At 72.3% G+C, this 18,574-nt stretch carries 17 protein-coding genes; 6 read left to right on the forward strand and 11 right to left on the reverse strand.

The window, feature by feature from the left end:
* Positions 1 to 12 precede the first annotated feature (12 nt).
* The 7 genes from GA0070558_RS34740 to GA0070558_RS31035 form a co-directional block, all read right to left on the reverse strand.
* On the reverse strand, positions 13 to 468 hold the full coding sequence (locus tag GA0070558_RS34740; protein ID WP_141722384.1) for a hypothetical protein: 456 nt from the start codon (positions 466 to 468) through the stop codon (positions 13 to 15).
* Between the two features lie 147 nt (positions 469 to 615).
* Entirely contained in the window at positions 616 to 2,082 is a 1,467-nt protein-coding gene (locus tag GA0070558_RS31010) for a coiled-coil domain-containing protein (protein WP_176734458.1), read from the reverse strand.
* The gene (locus tag GA0070558_RS31015) at positions 2,079 to 2,348 is read right to left on the reverse strand and encodes a hypothetical protein (RefSeq protein WP_091286619.1); all 270 of its coding nucleotides are present in this window, start codon (positions 2,346 to 2,348) and stop codon (positions 2,079 to 2,081) included. The genes GA0070558_RS31010 and GA0070558_RS31015 overlap by 4 nt, the downstream gene beginning before the upstream one ends.
* On the reverse strand, positions 2,348 to 2,866 hold the full coding sequence (locus GA0070558_RS31020) for a hypothetical protein (RefSeq protein WP_091286622.1): 519 nt from the start codon (positions 2,864 to 2,866) through the stop codon (positions 2,348 to 2,350). The genes GA0070558_RS31015 and GA0070558_RS31020 overlap by 1 nt, the downstream gene beginning before the upstream one ends.
* Positions 2,863 to 3,543, reverse strand: a complete 681-nt coding sequence (locus GA0070558_RS31025) for a GGDEF domain-containing protein (RefSeq protein ID WP_091286650.1) — start codon at positions 3,541 to 3,543, stop codon at positions 2,863 to 2,865. Before GA0070558_RS31025 ends, GA0070558_RS31020 begins: the two co-directional genes overlap by 4 nt.
* Positions 3,540 to 4,115 carry an Lsr2 family DNA-binding protein gene (locus GA0070558_RS31030; protein ID WP_176734459.1) on the reverse strand — a complete coding sequence of 192 codons (576 nt, stop codon included), beginning with the start codon at positions 4,113 to 4,115 and terminating at the stop codon, positions 3,540 to 3,542. Before GA0070558_RS31030 ends, GA0070558_RS31025 begins: the two co-directional genes overlap by 4 nt.
* Complete coding sequence (locus GA0070558_RS31035; RefSeq protein ID WP_091286625.1) at positions 4,112 to 4,723, reverse strand: RNA polymerase sigma factor; 612 nt, start codon at positions 4,721 to 4,723, stop codon at positions 4,112 to 4,114. Before GA0070558_RS31035 ends, GA0070558_RS31030 begins: the two co-directional genes overlap by 4 nt.
* 202 nt (positions 4,724 to 4,925) lie before the next feature.
* On the opposite strand from GA0070558_RS31035, the gene GA0070558_RS31040 reads away from it, so the two are divergent.
* Positions 4,926 to 5,777 (forward strand): GntR family transcriptional regulator, encoded by an 852-nt coding sequence (locus tag GA0070558_RS31040; protein WP_091286656.1) that lies wholly within the window; start codon positions 4,926 to 4,928, stop codon positions 5,775 to 5,777.
* 47 nt (positions 5,778 to 5,824) lie between these two features.
* Positions 5,825 to 6,502, forward strand: coding sequence for a PP2C family protein-serine/threonine phosphatase (locus tag GA0070558_RS31045; RefSeq protein WP_074479277.1), 678 nt, complete (start codon positions 5,825 to 5,827; stop codon positions 6,500 to 6,502).
* Positions 6,503 to 6,548: 46 nt separating this feature from the next.
* On the opposite strand, the gene GA0070558_RS31050 is transcribed toward GA0070558_RS31045, so the two are convergent.
* From GA0070558_RS31050 to GA0070558_RS34745, 4 genes are all read right to left on the reverse strand, one after another.
* Positions 6,549 to 6,833 (reverse strand): hypothetical protein, encoded by a 285-nt coding sequence (locus tag GA0070558_RS31050; protein ID WP_074479267.1) that lies wholly within the window; start codon positions 6,831 to 6,833, stop codon positions 6,549 to 6,551.
* Positions 6,830 to 7,108, reverse strand: a complete 279-nt coding sequence (locus GA0070558_RS31055; RefSeq protein WP_074479266.1) for a hypothetical protein — start codon at positions 7,106 to 7,108, stop codon at positions 6,830 to 6,832. The genes GA0070558_RS31050 and GA0070558_RS31055 overlap by 4 nt, the downstream gene beginning before the upstream one ends.
* A 78-nt stretch (positions 7,109 to 7,186) precedes the next feature.
* Entirely contained in the window at positions 7,187 to 7,678 is a 492-nt protein-coding gene (locus GA0070558_RS31060) for a hypothetical protein (RefSeq protein WP_091286628.1), read from the reverse strand.
* A gap of 76 nt (positions 7,679 to 7,754) precedes the next feature.
* Positions 7,755 to 8,366, reverse strand: coding sequence for a hypothetical protein (locus GA0070558_RS34745; protein WP_256092229.1), 612 nt, complete (start codon positions 8,364 to 8,366; stop codon positions 7,755 to 7,757).
* A 157-nt stretch (positions 8,367 to 8,523) separates the two neighbouring features.
* Between GA0070558_RS34745 and GA0070558_RS31070 the strand changes: the two genes are divergently transcribed.
* The 4 genes from GA0070558_RS31070 to GA0070558_RS31085 form a co-directional block, all read left to right on the forward strand.
* Positions 8,524 to 8,784 (forward strand): recombinase family protein, encoded by a 261-nt coding sequence (locus tag GA0070558_RS31070; RefSeq protein WP_091286632.1) that lies wholly within the window; start codon positions 8,524 to 8,526, stop codon positions 8,782 to 8,784.
* A 469-nt stretch (positions 8,785 to 9,253) separates the two neighbouring features.
* The gene (locus tag GA0070558_RS31075) at positions 9,254 to 9,433 is read left to right on the forward strand and encodes a hypothetical protein (RefSeq protein ID WP_091286636.1); all 180 of its coding nucleotides are present in this window, start codon (positions 9,254 to 9,256) and stop codon (positions 9,431 to 9,433) included.
* Entirely contained in the window at positions 9,430 to 16,938 is a 7,509-nt protein-coding gene (locus tag GA0070558_RS31080) for a helicase-like domain-containing protein (protein WP_091286639.1), read from the forward strand. The genes GA0070558_RS31075 and GA0070558_RS31080 overlap by 4 nt, the downstream gene beginning before the upstream one ends.
* Before the next feature lie 210 nt (positions 16,939 to 17,148).
* The coding region (locus GA0070558_RS31085) for a hypothetical protein (RefSeq protein WP_218107145.1) at positions 17,149 to 18,574 on the forward strand (1,426 nt) is incomplete at its 3' end.

Genomic DNA, 18,574 nt, shown 5'->3' on the forward strand with positions numbered 1-18,574 from the left:
AGGTGCCTCCTTTCAGAGGGTTGCGATGAAGACCGCGGCCACGGCGGCGGCGGCCAGCGATCGGAGGGGATGGGCCAGGACCCACGAGGCCAGGTGCAGCAGCCCGCGGGGGACGAGCACGAGCACGGCCCAGCAGGCCATCGCGATCGCCTGCGCGTCCTGGCCCTCGCGGGCCCGGCCGGTCAGCTCGACCAGGTCGCACAGCGGCTCCGGAGAGCCGGTCCAGACAGCGGTGACGCTCTCCCAGTCCCCCGGAACGTGACGCTGAGTAGTTCCGGTGCCGGAACTCGGGCCGGAACTCGGCTGCGTGTTCTGTACCGGTTCGTCCTGGTTGGATTCCGGTAGGGGAGGGGCCGGAATGGGCTCCTGCCTCGGGTGGACCAGGGAAACGACGTCCGCCTCACGCCGGACTGGAATTCGCGGAATCGGTGACGTTCGGTAGTTGTCCTCGGCGGGTTGGGCGCTCACGGGATCACCTCCATCAGGTGTGGGTGGGGCGGGGTCGGCGTGCGGGTCATGGGGTCTGTCCTCCTGCCGAGGGGTGGGGCCACGGCACCCGACCCGACGTCGTCGGCGGGTCGAGCACCGTGGGCTCATCGCCCGGAAAGCGGTGCGTCAGGCGACGCGGCTGCCGCTGGTCAGTTCGAGGACCTGGCCGACGATTTCCGCCGGCACGGCGTTGAGGACCTTGCGGATCGTCCGGTCGGAAATCCCGGTGATCTCCGACAGTTGCTTGTTGGTCATTTCCGGGTGCTGGGCGCGAGCGGCGAGGACGGCGGCCACCGTTTCCGGCTTGACCGTTTCCACCTCGGGCAGGTCAGCCGGCAACTCGGCCGGAACGGAGGCGAGAGATTTCCGGTTGGCGGGACGCAGGATTTCCGGCTGCCGGGCCGCCCCGGTTTCCGCCTTCTCCTGGGCGCGGGCCAGGGCCCGACGGGTGCGCTCCAGCTCGTTCATGAGGCCGTCGCGGGCGTCCTTGATCGCCTGGCTCTCCTGCTCGGCCAGGGCCCGCGCGACGGCCTGCCGCTCGGCGAAGCGCTGTGCCTCGTCGAGCTGCGCCCGCAGCGCCCGCGCCGTTTCGTCCAGTTCTGCGGCCTGCTCCTGGGCCGTGCGCGCGTCGACGCGCGCCTCGGCCAGGGCGTCCTGATGGTCGCGTTCGGCCTGCTCAGCGGCCTCGGTGAGCATCCGGACCTGCTCGGTGGCGCTCCGCTCGGCCAGGACCCGGGCGGCGGCGGCCCGGTCTGCGGCGTCGCGGGCCTCGGCGAGCCGGCCCTCGGCCAGCCGGGCCGCCTCCGCCTCGGCGGCGGCCCGCTGCGCGGCGGCCCTGGCGGCCTCGCGCGCCTCGGCGACAGCCCGGACGTGGTCGGCGATTTCCGCCTCCGTGGCGACCTCGATTTCCGCCCGCGTTTCCGCCTCGACCGTCGCCCGCGTTTCCGCCTCGGCCGCACGGGTTTCCGCCGCCGCACGGGCGACGGCTTCCGCCTCGGCCCGCGCCGTTTCCACCCGCGCCAGTTCCTCGGCTTCCGCCAGGGCCGCCCGCGCGGCGGCGGTTTCCGCCCGCGCCGCCCGGATCTCCTCCGCCCGCCGGGCCGCCTCGGCGTCGGCCAGCCGCTTGCGGTCGGCCTCGATTTCCGCGTGCTTGCGCCCCGAGTCGAGGTCGCCCATGACCAACTTGGACAGGAACAGGAACGCCAGCGACGGCAGGCAGGCCAGGAACCGCGCCGACCAGGAAGCGTCCGCGCCGACCGCCGACAGTTGCGCGGCCAGGGACAGCACCGCGCCAGCCAGCAGGATCACCAGGGCGTAGGACCACAAGCTCTTGCCCTGCCGCAGCCGCTTGCGCAGCGACAGCGTCGCCACCAGTGGCAGAAGCTCGGAGATGACCGCGTTGGCCCACCCGAACCACTGCGGGGTGCCGTGCGGCATCCAGTGCAGCGTCCAGTCGCGCATGTGCGTGAAGGACGCCGCGAGCGCGGCCACCATGATCGCGACGAGGATGACCAGCTTGACGGTGTCCTCGACCTTGTCCGCCCGGCTGTCCACCGGCACGTCCACGCCGGCCCCAGGCGTCTCGGCGCTCACCGCGTGCCTCCCGAGGGGGCGGGCCGCCGGTTGTTGGTGAGCTGCGCCGGGGCCGGCACCCGCTCGTCGGCGATCCGGGCCCGGCCGGTGCCCAGCAGCTCCCGGGCGAGCTCGTCCTCCGCGCACGACTGGTGGCACGCCTCGCCCCGGCCGTCGCGCATCTGCGTGGGGGTGTCGCAGACCCGGCAGGGCCGCGACCGGCCGTGCTCGTAGTGCTCCGGGCCGGTCCAGTCCAGGTGCACCCGCACCAGCAGCTCGCCGGCCATCAGCACACCTCCCCGCGCGCCTGCCGGGCCGCCCGCACCCGCGCCAGCAGCTCCCGGCCGTACGGGTCGAGGTCGGCCTCGTCGACGTCCACGGCGAGGGGGTGACGGCGGTCGTCGATCCACCGCGCCAGACGCTGCCCGCCGACCACCGTGGCCACCGCAGCCAGCGCGGCGACCGGGGAGTACACCAGGGCCTGCGGCACCTGCTCGGCGTGCTCGGCCACGGCCTGGCCGGCGAGCAGCGACGCCGCACCTCCGGTGGCCACCACGGCGCCGGCCGTCAGGACCACCCGCGACCGGTCCAGCCGCGCCGGGGCCACCGGCGGCCGGGTCGGCCGGCGCACGGCCTGCCGGTACTCCCGCTCCGCGTCAACCAGACGCCGCATCTCACCGGCGAGCCGGCCCGGCAGGGCCGCGACCGTCGCGGCCCGACGCTCCAGCTCGACGTCCGGCACGTCCCGCAGACCGGCCCGGTAGCGCTCCAGCACGGCGGCGATGTCCAGCGTCGGGGCCGTCATGCCACACCCCCCAGCGCGCGGGCCGTCCCGGCCAGCTCCCGCAGCCGCACCACCGGCCGCTGCTCGATCGCGGGCAGGTCCGCCGCCCGGTCGTACTCGGCGACCTGGTCGCCACCGGCCGCCTTCGCCCGGTAGAGCGCGAGGTCCGCCGCGCGCAGCACCCGCGACGGGTCGTCGCCGGCCATCGCCGACACCGCGCCGACGCTGGCCCGCACCGGCAGCTCCCGCCCGCCGGGCAGGACCACCGGCGCGGCCAGGGCCCGCACCACCTCAGCGCCGAGGATCCCCGCGATCGGGGCCGGCGACGGGCAGACCAGCACGATCTCGTCACCACCGAGCCGGGCCACCACCGCGCCGTCGACCTCGTCGATCGCGTCGGACAGCCGGGCCGCGACCTCGACCAGCACCGCGTCACCCGCGTCGTGGCCGAGGGTGTCGTTGACCTGCTTGAACCCGTCCAGGTCGAGCAGGGCCACGTCGTAGGAATCACCGGCCAGGTCGGCCAGCGCCCCGGCCAGCCCGGCCCTGTTCGCCAGCCCCGTCAGCGGGTCGACGGTCGCCTGCCGGCGGGCCTCGGCCAGCCGGACCCGGTCCGCCCGGACCGTCCGCACCGCCCACACGTGCCCCGCCACCGACAGCACGCCGACGGCCGGCAGCAGCACCTTCAGCGCCTTCACCGGGTCACCTCCGACCCGGTCGCCGCCGCCCACGCCCGCACGATCTCGCCGGAGATCCGGCCCCGGGCGCTGATCTCGTGCCCGTTGGCCAGGGCCCAGGCGCGGATCGCGGCCCGCTGCTCGGCACCCTCCCGACGGCTGCGCGACGGCTGCGCCGTCGTGTCGCGGCCGGTCGTGCGCAGCTTCTGCCGCACCTCGGCGAGCTGGCGGGCCAACTGCGCCTCCGCCTCGGCCAGCTCCTGGCGCTGCGCCTCGGCGGCCTCCCGCTCCCGACGCTGCGCCTCCTCCGCCTCGACCCGACCGGTCAACTCCTGCACCAGGCCGGCGATCTTCTCGGCGAGGTTGCGGGTGCGCGCCGACCCGCTCGCGGCGGCCACCCTCAGCAGCCGCTCCACCGACCGGTCCGGCTGGGCCGCCGTCGGGGTGGCGGTGGTCTCCGCGCCGGGGCCGGCGACGGTCCGGATGCCCATCGGCACCCGCTGCGCGGCCGAGGAGGCCGGCTTGCCCTGCGCGGCCCGCACCAGGGCCGCCCGGCCGACACCGTTGGCCGGCGTCATCGTCGTGGTGCTCATGCCGGCATCACCGCCGTCGCCGACAGCAGACCCCGCAGCGCCCGCAGCGCCTTGTACTGCGCCGACTTGATCGCCGCCGGGGTCTTGCCCAACGCCTGCGCGGTCTCCTCGATCGACAGCTCCCGCAGGTACCGCAGCGTGATGCACTGCCGCTGCACCGGGTTGAGCTGGGCGATCGCCGCTACCAGCGCCTCACGGGTCAGCGCGTCCACCACGGTCGCCTCCGGGCTCGGCGCCCGGTCCACCGGAGCAGCGTCCCGCAGCTCCGCCACCGGCCGCTCCCGCCGCTGGTGCGACTGCTGCCAGTTGAGCGTCAGGTTCCGGGCGATCGTGGTCACCCACGCGCCGAAGTCGCCACCCGGCCGGCGGAAGCTGGCCAGGTTGCGCAGCGCCCGCAGGAACGTCTCCGAGGTCAGGTCCTCGGCCACCTGCCGGTCCAGGACCCGCCGGTAGACGAAGCGGAACACCTGGTCGACGTAGCGGTCGTAGACCAGCCCGAACGCCTCCGCGTCACCGGCCTGCGCCCGCGCCACCAGCGCCGAAACCTCGCCGACCATCGATCCGGACTGGGGCTGCACCGGCTGTATCCGGGCAGCACGTACCCTCATAGCTGGCATCTGAGCCTCCTCAGGTAGAGATGCCGATCTGCCCTGCGGGTGGCTATCCACAGGGCGTGGGTCAATTGCGGGTGCGATCCGCTATTGACCATGGCCGCGGCGGGTGCGATCCGCCGCGGTCATTCCTTTGGGGCTCATAGGTGCGATCCGTTGAGCCCCGCCGTCTTGTCTTGGGACAATGTTGACCCCCGACATGACACCTGTCAAGCTTGTCCCAAGACAATTCGAAGATGGGGAGGGTGCGGTGGCTGTCCACTCGCGCTACCTAGACATCGCCGCCAAGATCCGAGAGCGGATCGAGGCCAACGAGTGGGAGCCTGGTGCCAAGCTGCCGCGTCTAGACGACTTCGCCGCCGAGTACGGGGCGAACAGAGACACCGTCGGCAGAGCCATTGGGGTCCTGGAAGCAGAGGGCTACGTCTGGGCGGTCCAAGGTCGGGGAATCACCGTGCGGTACGGGACCATCCGTCCGCGTCGTCCTCGCGGAAACCTGGTCAAGCGGAACGCCACCGCCCCCGGGTACTCCTTCCCTTCTGCCACTAGCCAGGAGGTGTGGAAGCACCACATCTCGCCCGTAGTGTCTGCTGAGCCCTTGAACGACCCACGGATCGCCAAGCTACTCAAGGTCGAGCCAGGGGCGCTGGTAATGCGGCGTTTCCGAGTCACCGGCCCCGAGTCAGAGCCACCGTTCCAGATCAACATCTCCTGGATTCATCCTCGGGTGGCGAACGTTCCTGGGGTGGCCTCGCAAGCTCCGGGACCTGGCGACTGGCTATACCGACTGGAGATGGCCGGCCACTGGCCGATCAGCTGGATGGAGATCCACCGGGCACGCATGCCCAGTAAGCAAGAGGCTGCCCTGCTGGAGATCCCGACCAACCTTCCAGTCCTGGAGATCGTCCGGGTAGGCACCTCTGGCAGCGATGGCCAGCCAGTCGAGGTGACCGAGTACATCGTCGCCAGCGACCGCGTCGAAACGATCCACGTCCTACACCGTGATGAGTCGGCGCAGGACCCGTGGCCCGATGAGATCAACGAGGGGTGACGGACGTGGCACCGACTCTCAGCGTCCAGGTATCAGAGGGCTCTCATGTGGGATTCGTTCGGCGGCGCAACGAAGACGCTTCTTACCTGGGTGACTTCCTGCTCGCGGTCGCCGATGGGCTAGGTGGCCACGTCGCTGGTGATGTCGCCAGCTCCACGGCTATCGAGGCCATGCGGCAGTACGACCAAGCGGTGGAGCCAGGCGCGCTACCCGTCGTGCTCGGGCAAGCGGTCAACGCCGCCAACCATGCCCTGAGGCAGCGAATCGAAGCCGAGCCGAGCCTCGCCGGCATGGGCACCACGCTGGTCGCCATGCTCAGGGCTGGTACGGCCGTCGCCCTGGCCAACGTCGGCGACTCCCGGGCCTACCTCCTTCGTGGCGGTCAACAGCACGGTCAGACCACACAAATCACCGAAGACCACCTCTACAAGCACCTGGTCGCTGAGGCCGCCAACGTGCCTCACCTCCCCGACAGGCTGGCACGGTTCGTAGACGGTCGGCAGGACGGCCGGGCACCCGACATCACCCTATTGACCTTGGCACCTGGTGACCGGCTCCTGCTGTGCACCGATGGGCTCAGCTCCTACGTGCCGCATGATCTCCTGCACTCCGCGCTGGCCACCTCGACAAGCACGCAGGAAGCCGTTGACCGCTTGATCGCCTCAGCCCTCGACCAGGGTGGCCCCGACAACGTGACGGTGGTCGTCATCTTCGTTGGCCAGTAATCCCGGAAGTCACCTGTCCTGTGAGTAGCCCGACCGCAGCCTGACGTCAGGCTGCGGCGTCGTGGATGACGTTGTCGATCGCGCGGCGTAGGTCGGCGGCTCGGACGGTGACGGTGGTGTCGTCGGCGACCGGGGCAAGTCCCGCGTCGACCAGCTCGCAGATCAGGGCGCTCGGGGTGATTCCGCGTCGGTGGGCCTCGGCCTCCAGGCGGCTGGACACCTCGGGGGGCAGCCGGGTCGAGTGGACCACCTTCGCTGTGCTCTGGTCGACCTCGGCTCCGCTCCAGTCGCTGTCGTTGAGTGCCCGCAGGGCGTCGTCTCGGCTGGTCATCGCTGGCCTCCTTCGAGCATCTTGGTCACCACGTCGACCTCGGCCGGGTCAAGCTGGCGGGCACCGACCACGAGGTACTCATCATCGCCGTCTTCGACCAGGGCGACGGCGATCCACTGGCCGTCGGACGTCGGGGCGGCGATGCGCAGCACCGCACCGAGGTGCTGACGGATGCGTGGGCGGGCCCGGAGCACCTGCAGCACGCTCTGCCAGCTGATGCCGGCAGCGCCCAGCGTGGTGTAGCTGGCGTCGTCGAACCGGTAGACCTCGTCCACGCTGACCAGCGTATACGTTCGTAAACGGCTGGTCAGCGTGGACGCGCGAGGTTACCGAACCAGCGCTGCGGTGGCGGCTTAGATCCCGGCACCGGCGAACAGGTCGAGTTGCTCGCCAGGGTCGGCCGGTCGACAGGCCGCCCACACGGCCTCTCCGGCCCGGGAGCAGGCGACGACGACATCGGTCCAGCCAGCACCCCGGAATCCGCCGGGGTGGTCACGCCAGGCGATGACGGCTTGCTCGCAGCAACGGATCAGGTCGGTGGTGACCCGGCCGCTGTCCAGGACGGCGCCCAGGTCGGCCCAGTTCAGGCGAAGTGGTTGGCGGAGGTTCCCGTCGGCGATCTCGATCCGGGTCCGGTCGAGGCGGAGCATCCGGCCGGCGGGCAGTGTCTGGCCGGCGTACTCGGGGGCGATTTGCCGGGCGTCTCGGGTGCGCCAGTAGGTCAGGGGGTCGACGGCGTGGCTGCGTGTGGTGATCCCGACGGCCCAGGCCAGCAGCGGGCGGTGGGTAGCGGGGGTGGCGGTGGCGAGGATGGTGCGGGCGTCGGCCCGGTGGTTGATGGTCATGGTGCTCTCCCGCGTCGTGACTGCTGCGGTGGGTGCCGTGCCCCGGGCCGGGGGCGGCCCGGGGCACGGGTTGGCCTCAGTGGGGCAGGTTGACGTGGTCGTTGTGGTCGGGCTGCGCAGCCGGGGCGGCGTGCCGCTGGGCGGCCTCGTACTCGCGGACCAGTGCGCCGAGCACGTCGTGGACGTTGAGGGTCCGGCCGTTGGCCGTGCGGCAGTGGGCCGCGTAGGCGGCGAGGTCGTTGGTGTCGATCCAGGCTCCGTGCACGGGGTGGAAGCGCACGGTGTTGCTGATGTAGCCGATGAAGTGGTCGCCGAGCATGAGCCGGGCGCGGGTTCCGCCGGTGCCGGGGACGCGGCGGATGTCGCTGACGCGCAGCTTGGTGTGGGGGACGACGAGGCCGGTGTGGGGCAGGGTGGTGGGCTCGCCGGTCAGGCTGGCGTTGATCAGCTCGATCGGGCGCGGCTGGGTGCGCAGGCAGGTGCGGCAGGTGATGGGCTCGGTAATGGGCTCACCGGCGCGAACGTTGTCGCCGCTGCCGCTGGCCCCGCACCAGGCCGCGACGTAGCGGGGGCTGCCGTCGGGGCCGGTGATGCTGCTCAGGCTGCCCAGGTGCACGGCCTTCCCACGACCGACGCGGACGGGGGCGACCTGGGCGGGGCGAACTGGGATCGTCGTACGCTGGGTCATGGAACTCCCTTTCGCAGAGGGGCTGTTCTTCCTGGTCCGGCTGGGTGGTGGCTCACCTGGTCGGACCGTTCCTTACCTCTCCATCGTACAGGAAAAGGTATAGAAAAAGCCCCCCAAGGGACCTTTTTCTATACCTTTTTGCCGTACGCTGTGGGGCATGAGCAGCGAATCTGAGATGCGTCGGCCCGAGGTGTCGGCGGGGATGGCGGCGGCCCGGGACCGGGGTGTGCGGCTGGGTCGACCGCCGGCGCCGGTGCCGCCCTCCGCAGCCAGGGCGGCGGAACTGCGCGGTGAGGGCCTGTCGCTGGCGGCCATCGCCGAGAGGCTGAACGCCGAGCATGTGCCGACTCCGTCGGGCAAGGGCAAGTGGGCCAAGAGCAGCGTCAAGTACGTGCTCGACCGGCACGACGCGGTGTAGGCCGTGGTGGGCGGGGGTTGCGGGCTTGCCCGCGCACGGTGCCGGGGGTGGGGTGGGATCTCCTCGTGTCGGCCGATCTCCGATCGACCGGGCCGGCTCTGGGACGGCCAGGCTCGGCGTAGCCGACCGCGAAGCGGCTTGGCCTGGCCGTCCCAGAGCCGGTCTGGTAGCCCTCTGGGCGGCCGGCGCGGGGAGATCCCACCCCGGGGTGACCATCCATCAACCTGGCGGTTGCGGTCTCTGCCGGATCTCCGAGAGAGGCCCCGCCGGAGGCGTCGATATTGGGGAGCGCAACCCACGGCGGCCGGGGCCGGCCGGCGTCTCCCAGGCCCGGTTCGCTTCCCCTGGTTGTGATTCCGCGGCATCACCCCCCTCGGGCGGCGTCGGCGGTAGCGGCCCCGGATCTATCTCGACGTAGCGTGGCGGGGCTGACTACCGTGGGCGGAGAGTCGATCACTACGGGGGCACGATGACCGACGAAGCTGCGCAGCCTGTACCGCCGCGAACTGTGGACAGCACGATCGCGGGCTTGCAGGATCAAATCGACCAACTAACGTCCACGTTGGAGCACCATCAACGGCTGTTCGAGCGGTTGCGCGCGCAGGGGTTGTTGGCTACGGGTGAGCCCGACGACGAGCGGGCTTCATGACGATGCCTGACCGCAGCGACGACCAGGTGGCAGCCGGGGTCGCCGAGCGGATCGACGCGGCACGCGACCGGGCTGCGGCCTTGGCACTGCGTGCGGCGTCCCTGGACGCCCAGGTCACACCCCGGCCTCCGACGCGGTCCCGGGTGACCTCCGCCGAGCAGGACCGGCTACTGGCCGCGCAGGACCTCGCAGCCCGCTTCTACCGGACGCAGCTCGACGGCCCGGGCGGCGCGGGGCCGCGCCGGTGGCTGGCTGGGCAGGGCGTGCCGGTCAACAGCCGGTGGATGCTCGGATACGCACCGGGCCGCCCGACGGCGCTGGTCAACGAGCTGCGCCGGGCCGGCTTCACCGACACCGAGATCCTGGCCTCCGGGCTGGCCTCGACCGGCCGGGGCGGACTGCTGGTCGACCGCTTCCAGGACCGGGTCGTGGTCGGCGTACGCGATCCCCAGACGCACGCCGTGGTCAGCTTCGTCGGGTACGCGCCGCCCGGCGCCGACGAGTCGGTGCCGCCGATGCTGCACGGCCCGGCCACCGCGATCCACCGGCCGGCCGACGCACTGGTCGGGCTCGCCGAGCAGCCGGAGCGGGCCGGCCGGCCGGTGGTGGTGGCCGCCACGGCGCTGGAGGCGATCGCCCGGTCCGCGACCGCCGGCGAGGACGCCCCGGTGGTGGTCGCGCCGTGTGGGCCGGCGCTGACACCCGGCCAGGTCGCGGTGCTCACCGAGCAGGCCGACGTGGCCGCGGGCGTGACCGTGGCGATCGGTGCGGGCGAGGCCGGCCGGCGCGCGGCCGAGCGCGCCTACCACCTGCTCGCCCCCGCCGTGCAGGCCCACCCCACGACGCCGGGAGTGCTACGGGCGGTCGGCCCCCGGCCGCAGGACGGTGCTCGGCCGCTGCTGGAGGCCGTGGTCACCGCCCGGGTCGAGTGGGCGGCACGCACCTACCAGACGCCTGCGGGCCGCGCCGGCGTCGCCCGCTCGGCGCGGTCGCTGCTGCGCTACCAGGTCGGCGCGAGCGGGGTGGACATCGCCGCCCTGGAGGCGTACGTCGCCCGGCACCTGGACCCGGCGCCTGTCCCCGAGGTGCAGCCGGCCATGCCCGTGGTCGACGTGCCGGCTCCCGCTCCGGCCGTTCTGGACGGCGCGGCCACGGCTCACGCGCCGCCGGTGGTCGACGCGGGCGAGGAGGCGATCGCCGACCCGCCCGCCGACGGTGACCAGGACGGCCCGGCCGACGCGGAGGAGACGGATGAACCACTACGGGGCGCAGGCCCAGAAGCACTGGCAGACGTACCTGCCCCAGCGGTACGCGACCATCGAGGACCCGAGCAGCTTCTTCTCGACTTTGGGGGAGCAGGCAGCGGAGCAGATCGAGCAGCGGACGCGGGAGCTGGCCGGTCCGGATCAGCCGGGCGAGGGGTACCTCGGCAAGCTCGGCCGGCTGAACGCGGCGAAGCAGATGGCGGAGGAGGAGATCCTCCCCGAGCTGATCCTGATCAACCCGAACGCCGAGCAGACGGCGGACGAGACGCCGACCGGGTCGACGCCGCCGGCGGCCAGCCCGACGTGGACGCCGCTGGTGGAGGACCCGAACGACCCGTGGTGGCAGCGGGTCGCGGAGGAGGAGGACGACGAGGACGAGCCGCAGACCCCGACCCGATAGCCGGCCCGGCCGAAAAAGCCAGCGCCACCGCTCCGGACCAGAGCGCCGGGGCGAGCGCGGGCGCCGACGCCGGTGCCGGTGATGCCGCGGAATCGTTCCGCCCCGGCGGGCAGCAGGACCTGGCGCCCGCCGGCGAGATGGCCAAGCTCCGCGCGAACCTGGCCGCCCTGCGGACCCTGCGCGAGGTGCAAGCCGCTGGCCGCCCGGCCACGAAGCAGGAGCAGGCCGTGCTCGCGCGGTGGGCGAGCTGGGGCGCGGTGCCCGGGGTGTTCGAGTCCCGCACCAACCACCCCGACTACGCCCGGTTCGCCCAGCAGCGCGCCGAGCTGCGGGAGCTGCTGTCGCCGCAGGAGTACGCCGCGGCGGAGCTGACCACCCTCAACGCCCACTACACCGACGCGGCGTACGTGCGCGCGATCTGGGACGCGGTGCGGGAGCTCGGCTTCGACGGCGGGGCGGTACTCGAACCGGGCTGCGGGTCGGGCAACTTCATCGGCCTGGCCTCACCGCAGGCCCGGATGGTCGGCGTGGAGCTGGACCCGGTGACGGCCGGGGTCGCCGCCGCCCTGTACCCGCACGCGGAGATCCGGACCGAGAGCTTCGCCGACACCAGGGCCCCGTCCGGCGCGTTCGACCTAGCTGTGGGCAACGTGCCGTACGCCGACGTGCGGCTGACCGACCGGCGGCACAACCCCGGCCGGCACAGCATCCACAACCACTTCATCATCAAGTCGCTGCACCTGACCCGGCCCGGCGGCCTGGTCGCGGTGCTCACCTCCCGCTACACCCTGGACTCGGCGAACCCCGCCGCCCGGCGGGAGATGGCGTCGCTGGCCGACCTGGTCGCGGCGGTGCGCCTGCCGTCGGGAGCGCACCAGGCTACCGCCGGCACCCAGGCCATCACCGACCTGCTGATCCTGCGCCGGCGCGAGCCGGACCGCGAGCCCGGGCCGATCGCCTGGGAGCAGACCCGGCCCCTGGACCTGGACACCGCCGCCGAGCAGGCCGACCAGGTCAACGAATACTTCGCCGACCGGCCGGAGCGGGTGCTCGGCGAGATGACGCTCGGGCGGGGCATGAACCGCGACGGCGAGCTGATCGTCCGCGCGGGCGACAACACCGGTGAGGCCCTGACCCGGGTGCTGCGCGACGTCGTCGACGAGGCCCGCCGGGAGGGCCTGACCATGACGCCGCGCGTCGACGGCGACCGGCCGGCCGAACCGTTGGCGGTGCTCGCGCCCACCGACCGCGCCGAGGGCCACATCGAGGCTCAGGACAACGGGACCTTCACCACCGTCGCCGACGGCCAGGTGGTGCCGCACGAGGTGCCCGCCAGCCAGGCCGACGAGCTGCGGGCGCTGCTCGGGCTGCGCGACACCGTGACCGCGCTGCTGACGGCGGAGGCCGCCACCGTCGACGACGGCGACGAGCACGGCGGCCCGCCCGCGCCCGGTTCACCGGCAGCACTGCGCGCCGAGCTGAACGACCGGTACGACGCCTACATGGCCGCACACGGGCCGCTCAACCGCTACACCCTGCGCCGCACCGGCCGGACTGACTCGGAGACGGGCGAGCCGAAGATGGCCCGGATCAACCCGCCGATGGGCCGCTTCCGGCAGACCGACCCGCACGCGGCCACCGTGTTCGCCCTCGAGCACTTCGACGACACCACCCAGACCGCGACGAAGGCCGACATCTTCGCCCGCCGGGTGATCCTGCCCCGGGCGCCGCAGCTCGGCGCCGACACCCCGGCCGATGCCCTGGCCATCTGCGTCGACACGCACGGCGACGTGCGGCTGCCCGAGGTCGCCCGGCTGCTCGGCGTCAGCGAGCCGGAGGCCCGCGCCGCGCTCGGCGACCTGGTCTACGACGACCCGAGCCAGGGCCGGCTCGTGGAGGCCCCGGAGTACCTGTCAGGCAACGTGCGCGTGAAGTTGCGAGCCGCCCAGGCCGCCGCCGAGACGGACCCCCGCTTCGAGACCAACGTGCGCGCCCTGCAACGGGTGATCCCCCGCGACCTCGGGCCGGGGGAGATCGACGCGGCGTTCGGCGCCCCGTTCCTGCCCGCCCCCCTCATCCAGCAGTTCCTCCAGGAGACGCTGCGCGACCCGGGACTGCGGGTGGAGCACGTCGGCGGGTCCGACTGGCGGGTCCGCGGCTCCCGCGCCGGTGTCCTGGCCCGCTCGACCTGGGGGACCCCCGGGATGGCCGCGCCGGACCTCGCGCAGCGGCTGCTGACCAAGACCCCGATCCGGGTGTTCGTGGAGGTGGAGGAGGGCAAACGCGCCCTCGACGTGGAGGCCACCGCCGCCGCGCAGGCCAAGGCGATCGAGCTGGAGGAACGCTTCGGCGCGTGGGTGTGGGAGGACCCGGACCGCGCCGAGCAGGTCGCGACCACCTACAACGAGATGTTCAACGCCACCGTGCCGCGCAGCTACGTCGGGGTGACCCGGTCGCTGCCCGGCATCGCGGTCGGCTTCACGCCGCGCCCGCACCAGGTGGAGGCGGTCGCCCGCATCGTCGCCGAGCCGGCGGTCGGGCTGTTCCACGCCGTCGGGGCCGGCAAGACCGCGGTGATGGCCATCTCCGCGATGGAGCAGCGCCGCCTCGGCCTGGTCAACAAGCCGGCCATCGTGGTGCCCAACCACATGCTGGAGCAGTTCACCCGCGAGTTCCTGCAGATCTACCCCCGGGCCCGGCTGCTGGCCGCCGGCCGCGACGACATGAGCACCGACCGGCGCCGCCGGTTCGTCGCCCGCTGCGCCACCGGCGACTGGGACGCGATCATCATGGCCGCCTCGTTCTTCGAGCGGCTCTCGCTGTCCCCGGACGAGCAGAGCCGCTTCCTCGACGAGGAACTGCAGGAGCTGCGCGACAAGATCGTCCGCGCCGGTGAGCAGGCCATCGCCAACGGCGAGGACGCCAAGCGCTCCAGCAGCGTCAAGCGCCTGCAGAAGGCGCTGCTGCGCAAGGAGGAGCGGGTCAAGGAGAAGCTCGACAAGGCCCGCGACCCGGGCGTCACGTTCGAGCAGACCGGCATCGACTACGTCTACCGCGACGAGCTGCACGAGCTGAAGAACGACACCATCACCAGCTCCATCCCCGACGCCGGCAACGACGGCTCCGACCGCGCGGTCGACTTCCGGATGAAGCTGTCCTACCTGCGCCGCCAGCGCGGCCAACGGGTGGTGTGCGGGGCGACCGCCACCCCGATCGCCAACTCCGTGCGCGAGCTGTACGTGGTGACCCGCCAGCTCCGCCCCGACCTCTTGCAGGTCACGGGCACCACCGACTTCGACACCTGGGCGGCCACCTTCGCCAAGGTCGTCACCGCCATCGAGGTGTCCCCCACCGGGCAGGGCTTCCAGATGCGCGCCCGACTGGCCAAGTACGCCAACGTGCCCGAACTGTCGCTGATGATGCGCACCTACGGCGACGTCCGCACCCCCGAAGACCTGGCCCTGCCCACCCCGCAGTTGACCCAGCGCGACGACGGCGAACGCGCCCCGCACATCGTCACCCTCGACCCGTCCCCGGAGCTGGAGGAGTTCATCTCCGGCCTGGACGAGCGCGTCGAGCGGATCCGCAACCGCCAGGTCGAGCCGAGCGAAGACAACATGCTCAAGGTCTCCGGTGAGGCCCGCGCCGCCTCCCTGGACCTGCGGCTCATCGGCGAGCAGCAGACCGCCCCCGGCAAGATCGACGCCGCGGCGGAGCGGATCGCGGCGGTCTGGCGCGACACCCGCGACACCGTCTACCTGCTCAACCCCGACGCGGCCGACCCCGTCGCGCACCCCACCCCGGGCGCGCTGCAGATCGTCTTCTGCGACCAGTCCACCCCGAACCCCGAGCGCTGGAACGCCTACGACGCCCTGGCCGAACTGCTCGTCGAGCGGGGGATGCCCCGGGAGAAGATCCGCTACATCCACGAGGCCGACACCGACGCCAAGAAGGCCAGCCTGTTCAACGCCTGCCGCTCCGGCGACGTGGCCGTGCTCATCGGCTCGACCGCCAAGATGGGCGTCGGCACCAACGTGCAGGCCCGCGCGATCGCCCTGCATCACCTCGACTGCCCGTGGCGCCCGGCCGACGTTACCCAGCGCGAGGGCCGCATCCTGCGCCAGGGCAACCAGAACCCCGAGGTCAGCATCTACCGCTACGTCGTCGCCGGCAGCTTCGACGCCTTCTCCTGGCAGACCGTGGCCCGCAAGGGCACCTTCATCGACCAGATCATGCGCGGCACCTCCGCCCGCGAGATCGAGGACGTCAGCGACGAGACCCTCCAGGCACACCAGATCAAGGCCATCGCCACCGGCAACCCGCTGCTGATGGACCGCGAGCAGGTCGCCCAGGACCTCACCCGCCTCGAACGCGCCGACCGGACCCACCACAACACCCAGGCGGCGCTACGCCGCCAGGTCGGCGAGCTGAAGGCGTGGATCACCAAGGACACCCGCCGCGTCGAGGTGCTCGACGACGTCATCGCCCGCCGCCAGGACACCCGCGGCGAGAAGTTCACCATGACCGTCGCCGGACACCGCTTCACCAAACGCGCCGAAGCCGGCCGAGCACTGCAACACGCCCTGACCGCCACCGCACAGGGCGTCGCCTCCACCGACCGACGCGAAGCCGCCGGCGTCGCCCAGCTCGGCGGCTTCGGCGTCGACGCCGTGTTCTGGTCCGGCCGCGACGGCATGCTCGTCGCCCTGCGATTCGACGGAATCCCCGACTCCTCCACCACCATCGGCCTCACCTCCGCCGTCCAGGGCGACCCCACCGGCCTCGTCCGCCGCCTGGAGAACCAGCTCACCGACCTGGACGCCACCCGGGCCACCATGCAGGCCCGCATCGCCAGCCAGCACGAAGAGATCAACCGGGCCACCGAGCAGCTCGACCAGCCGTTCCCCCGCCGCGACGAACTGCTCGACACCCGCCGCCGGCTCCGCGCGATCAACGCCGTCATCGACCTCATGGCCGACACCACCCCACCACCGTCGGCCGCCCCGCCCGCCGTGCCCGTCACGGTCGACGACTGGATGCCGACGGACCTGCGCGACAGCCTGACCCCCGACGAACAGGCGTGGCTGGACCGGCGCGTGCAGCACGTCGCCGGCGGCGGCGTCGTCCAGCACGCGGCCCGCACCAGCGACCTGGCCGCCTTCTCCGCCCCGTTCGACAAGGCGCTCACCCACGCCCTCGCCGACCCCGGCAACACGGAGATGGCCGTCGCGGTGATGCTCAAGTGCGACGACCCGGCCTGGCGCCAGGCCCTCTACAGCGCCGCCGGACAGGCCGTGCACCAGACAGTCCGCGACACGCCCCCACCAGCCTCGGCGGCGGGCCCGTCGACGCAACGCGACAGCCGCGCAGGCCAGCCCAAGGTGATCAGCCCGCTGGCGCCGGCCGACATCGTCGCGGCCACGACGCCGGCGGATCGGGCGCTGCTCGACGCCTGCACCCAGCAGGCCCTGCGCGTCGACGCCGTCCAGGCCGCCGCGCGCGCAGGCGACCAGATCACCTTCAGCTCGACATTCGCCACCGCCATGACCACCGCCATCGCCCAGCTCGACGACCCCGCCGACGTGGTCCGCCTCGCCGACCTCCACGGCGATCAGGCGTTCCGCCAAGGCTTGACCAACCTGGTCTGGGACAAGCTCACCCCCCGGCCAGCAGAGCCGCCGCAGAGTGGCATCGGCACGCGGCCCGTCCACGCGGCTGCGGTGGCCGCCACGGCGTTCGTACCCGCGACCGGCGCCGGGGCGGCAGCGCCCGTCTTACCCGCCCCCGCTACTCCCCACCGGGTGGCCCACCACGACCACGCCCACGTGCCCGAGCGGTGACCCGTACCGACGCCGGCCGCGGCCCTCCCCCTCCTGAGTGCCATGGTCGCCATCCGTGTCGGACCCCCCGTAGTTTCCAGACCAAAACAACTCCAGTCCTGGTCATGGCACCGTGCGAACGCCCAGAACTCGGATCTCCCTCACGTCCTTGACGTGTGTGTCGGATACGGCTTCGTGTTCGTTTCTTGCCGGTTGCCTTCAGAATGGCGTGTGGCTTCCATGTCGGTACGGCGATGGGTCCGCTGGATCGTGGTGGCGGTCTTAGCGGTCGCGGTGGCTGTGCCGGTGGTGTCCTTCCTGGTGAAGGAAGGTCTGGACCGGGCCGAGAAGATCACCAGCATCGGGTTCGGGCTCGTCGGAGCGGCCGGGCTGGTCGCCAACTGGTGCATGACGCGATTAGGCAGGAAACTCGACACGATCCGCCCGGCCGAATCGGTGCCTCCTGGGTGTCTGCTGTACCTGCACGATGACGGGCAGCCGCCGTTGGTGAAGCAGGTCGATCCGCTGGATGTGGGTGTCAAGCCCGCCATCGACACCGCCAACGGCCACGACCGTGACCTTCCTCCCTACGTCTCCCGCGCCGGTGACGACGACCTGGAATGGGCCATCGCCGAAGGTGGGATCGTGCTGCTGCACGGCAGGGCAGCTGCCGGTAAGAGCCGCAGCGCTTTCGAGGCCATCGGCCGACTCCGCCCGCACCACCGGCTACTTATCCCGGCGCACCCCGGCGCGTTGCGGGAACTCATCGACACCGGCTACCCGGTCGGCGACGCTGTCGTATGGCTCGATGACCTGGAACGGTTCCTCACTCCTGGCGGCGTTGACCAGGCATTGCTGCAGCGCTTGTGCCCTTCCGGGCGGGCTGATGTGGTGGTGGTGGCCACCATCCGCGACGAGGAACTATCCCGCCTGGACCACGCCGCCGTCCGAGGCCGCGAGGGCACCGAACTCACCACGGCCGGGCTGGATGAGGCTGCGGCGAAACTGGTGGCGCAGATCCGCGGCCGACGTCGCATCCGGGTCGGTCAGCACCTCACCGGCTCCGAACGCACGACGGCTGAGGCGACCGGCGATGACCGGATCGCGGCTGCGCTGACCGTCGGGGTCGGATTCGCCGAGTACCTCGCCGCCGGGCCGGCGATGATGCGCCGCTGGTCGGTCGGTGACGGACCCCTGTTCGAGGTCGGACAGGCCCTCATCAGCGCCGGGGTGGACTGTCGCCGCGCCGGCTACACCGACCCCATCCCCCGCGACCTCCTGGCCAAGCTTTACCGTCCCTACCTGTCCCCCGCCTGGAGACACCGCGCCGATCTACCCACCATCAGCGAAGGACTCGCCTGGGCGTGCGAACGCGTCCTCGGCGCCAGCTCCTGCCTCCTGCCCCACGACGGCGACACCTACACTGCCTCCGACTACCTCCTCGACCGCACCACCACCGACCAAGGCCCCCTCGCCACCACCCCGGTCCCCGACCGTGTCTGGGCCACCCTGCTCGCCATCGCCACCCCCCGCCAAGCCGTCAACATCGGCCTTCGGGCCTATGCCACCCAACGGACAGACACCGCCGAACACGCCTGGCGTATTGCCGCCGACGCTGGCGACACCGAGGCGATGAACAACTTGGGTGGCCTGCTCG

Source organism: Micromonospora haikouensis (assembly GCF_900091595.1).
In the GTDB taxonomy this organism is placed as follows: domain Bacteria; phylum Actinomycetota; class Actinomycetes; order Mycobacteriales; family Micromonosporaceae; genus Micromonospora; species Micromonospora haikouensis.

Coding starts and splice junctions, on each gene's coding strand:
- GA0070558_RS31050 (WP_074479267.1), bottom strand. CDS start 6,833: ATGACCAGCCGAGACGACGCCCTGCGGGCACTCAACGACAGCGACTGG.
- GA0070558_RS31030 (WP_176734459.1), bottom strand. CDS start 4,115: ATGAGCACCACGACGATGACGCCGGCCAACGGTGTCGGCCGGGCGGCC.
- GA0070558_RS31075 (WP_091286636.1), top strand. CDS start 9,254: ATGACCGACGAAGCTGCGCAGCCTGTACCGCCGCGAACTGTGGACAGC.
- GA0070558_RS34745 (WP_256092229.1), bottom strand. CDS start 8,366: ATGACCCAGCGTACGACGATCCCAGTTCGCCCCGCCCAGGTCGCCCCC.
- GA0070558_RS31060 (WP_091286628.1), bottom strand. CDS start 7,678: ATGACCATCAACCACCGGGCCGACGCCCGCACCATCCTCGCCACCGCC.
- GA0070558_RS31040 (WP_091286656.1), top strand. CDS start 4,926: ATGACACCTGTCAAGCTTGTCCCAAGACAATTCGAAGATGGGGAGGGT.
- GA0070558_RS31080 (WP_091286639.1), top strand. CDS start 9,430: ATGACGATGCCTGACCGCAGCGACGACCAGGTGGCAGCCGGGGTCGCC.
- GA0070558_RS31020 (WP_091286622.1), bottom strand. CDS start 2,866: ATGACGGCCCCGACGCTGGACATCGCCGCCGTGCTGGAGCGCTACCGG.
- GA0070558_RS31070 (WP_091286632.1), top strand. CDS start 8,524: ATGAGCAGCGAATCTGAGATGCGTCGGCCCGAGGTGTCGGCGGGGATG.
- GA0070558_RS31035 (WP_091286625.1), bottom strand. CDS start 4,723: ATGAGGGTACGTGCTGCCCGGATACAGCCGGTGCAGCCCCAGTCCGGA.
- GA0070558_RS31015 (WP_091286619.1), bottom strand. CDS start 2,348: ATGGCCGGCGAGCTGCTGGTGCGGGTGCACCTGGACTGGACCGGCCCG.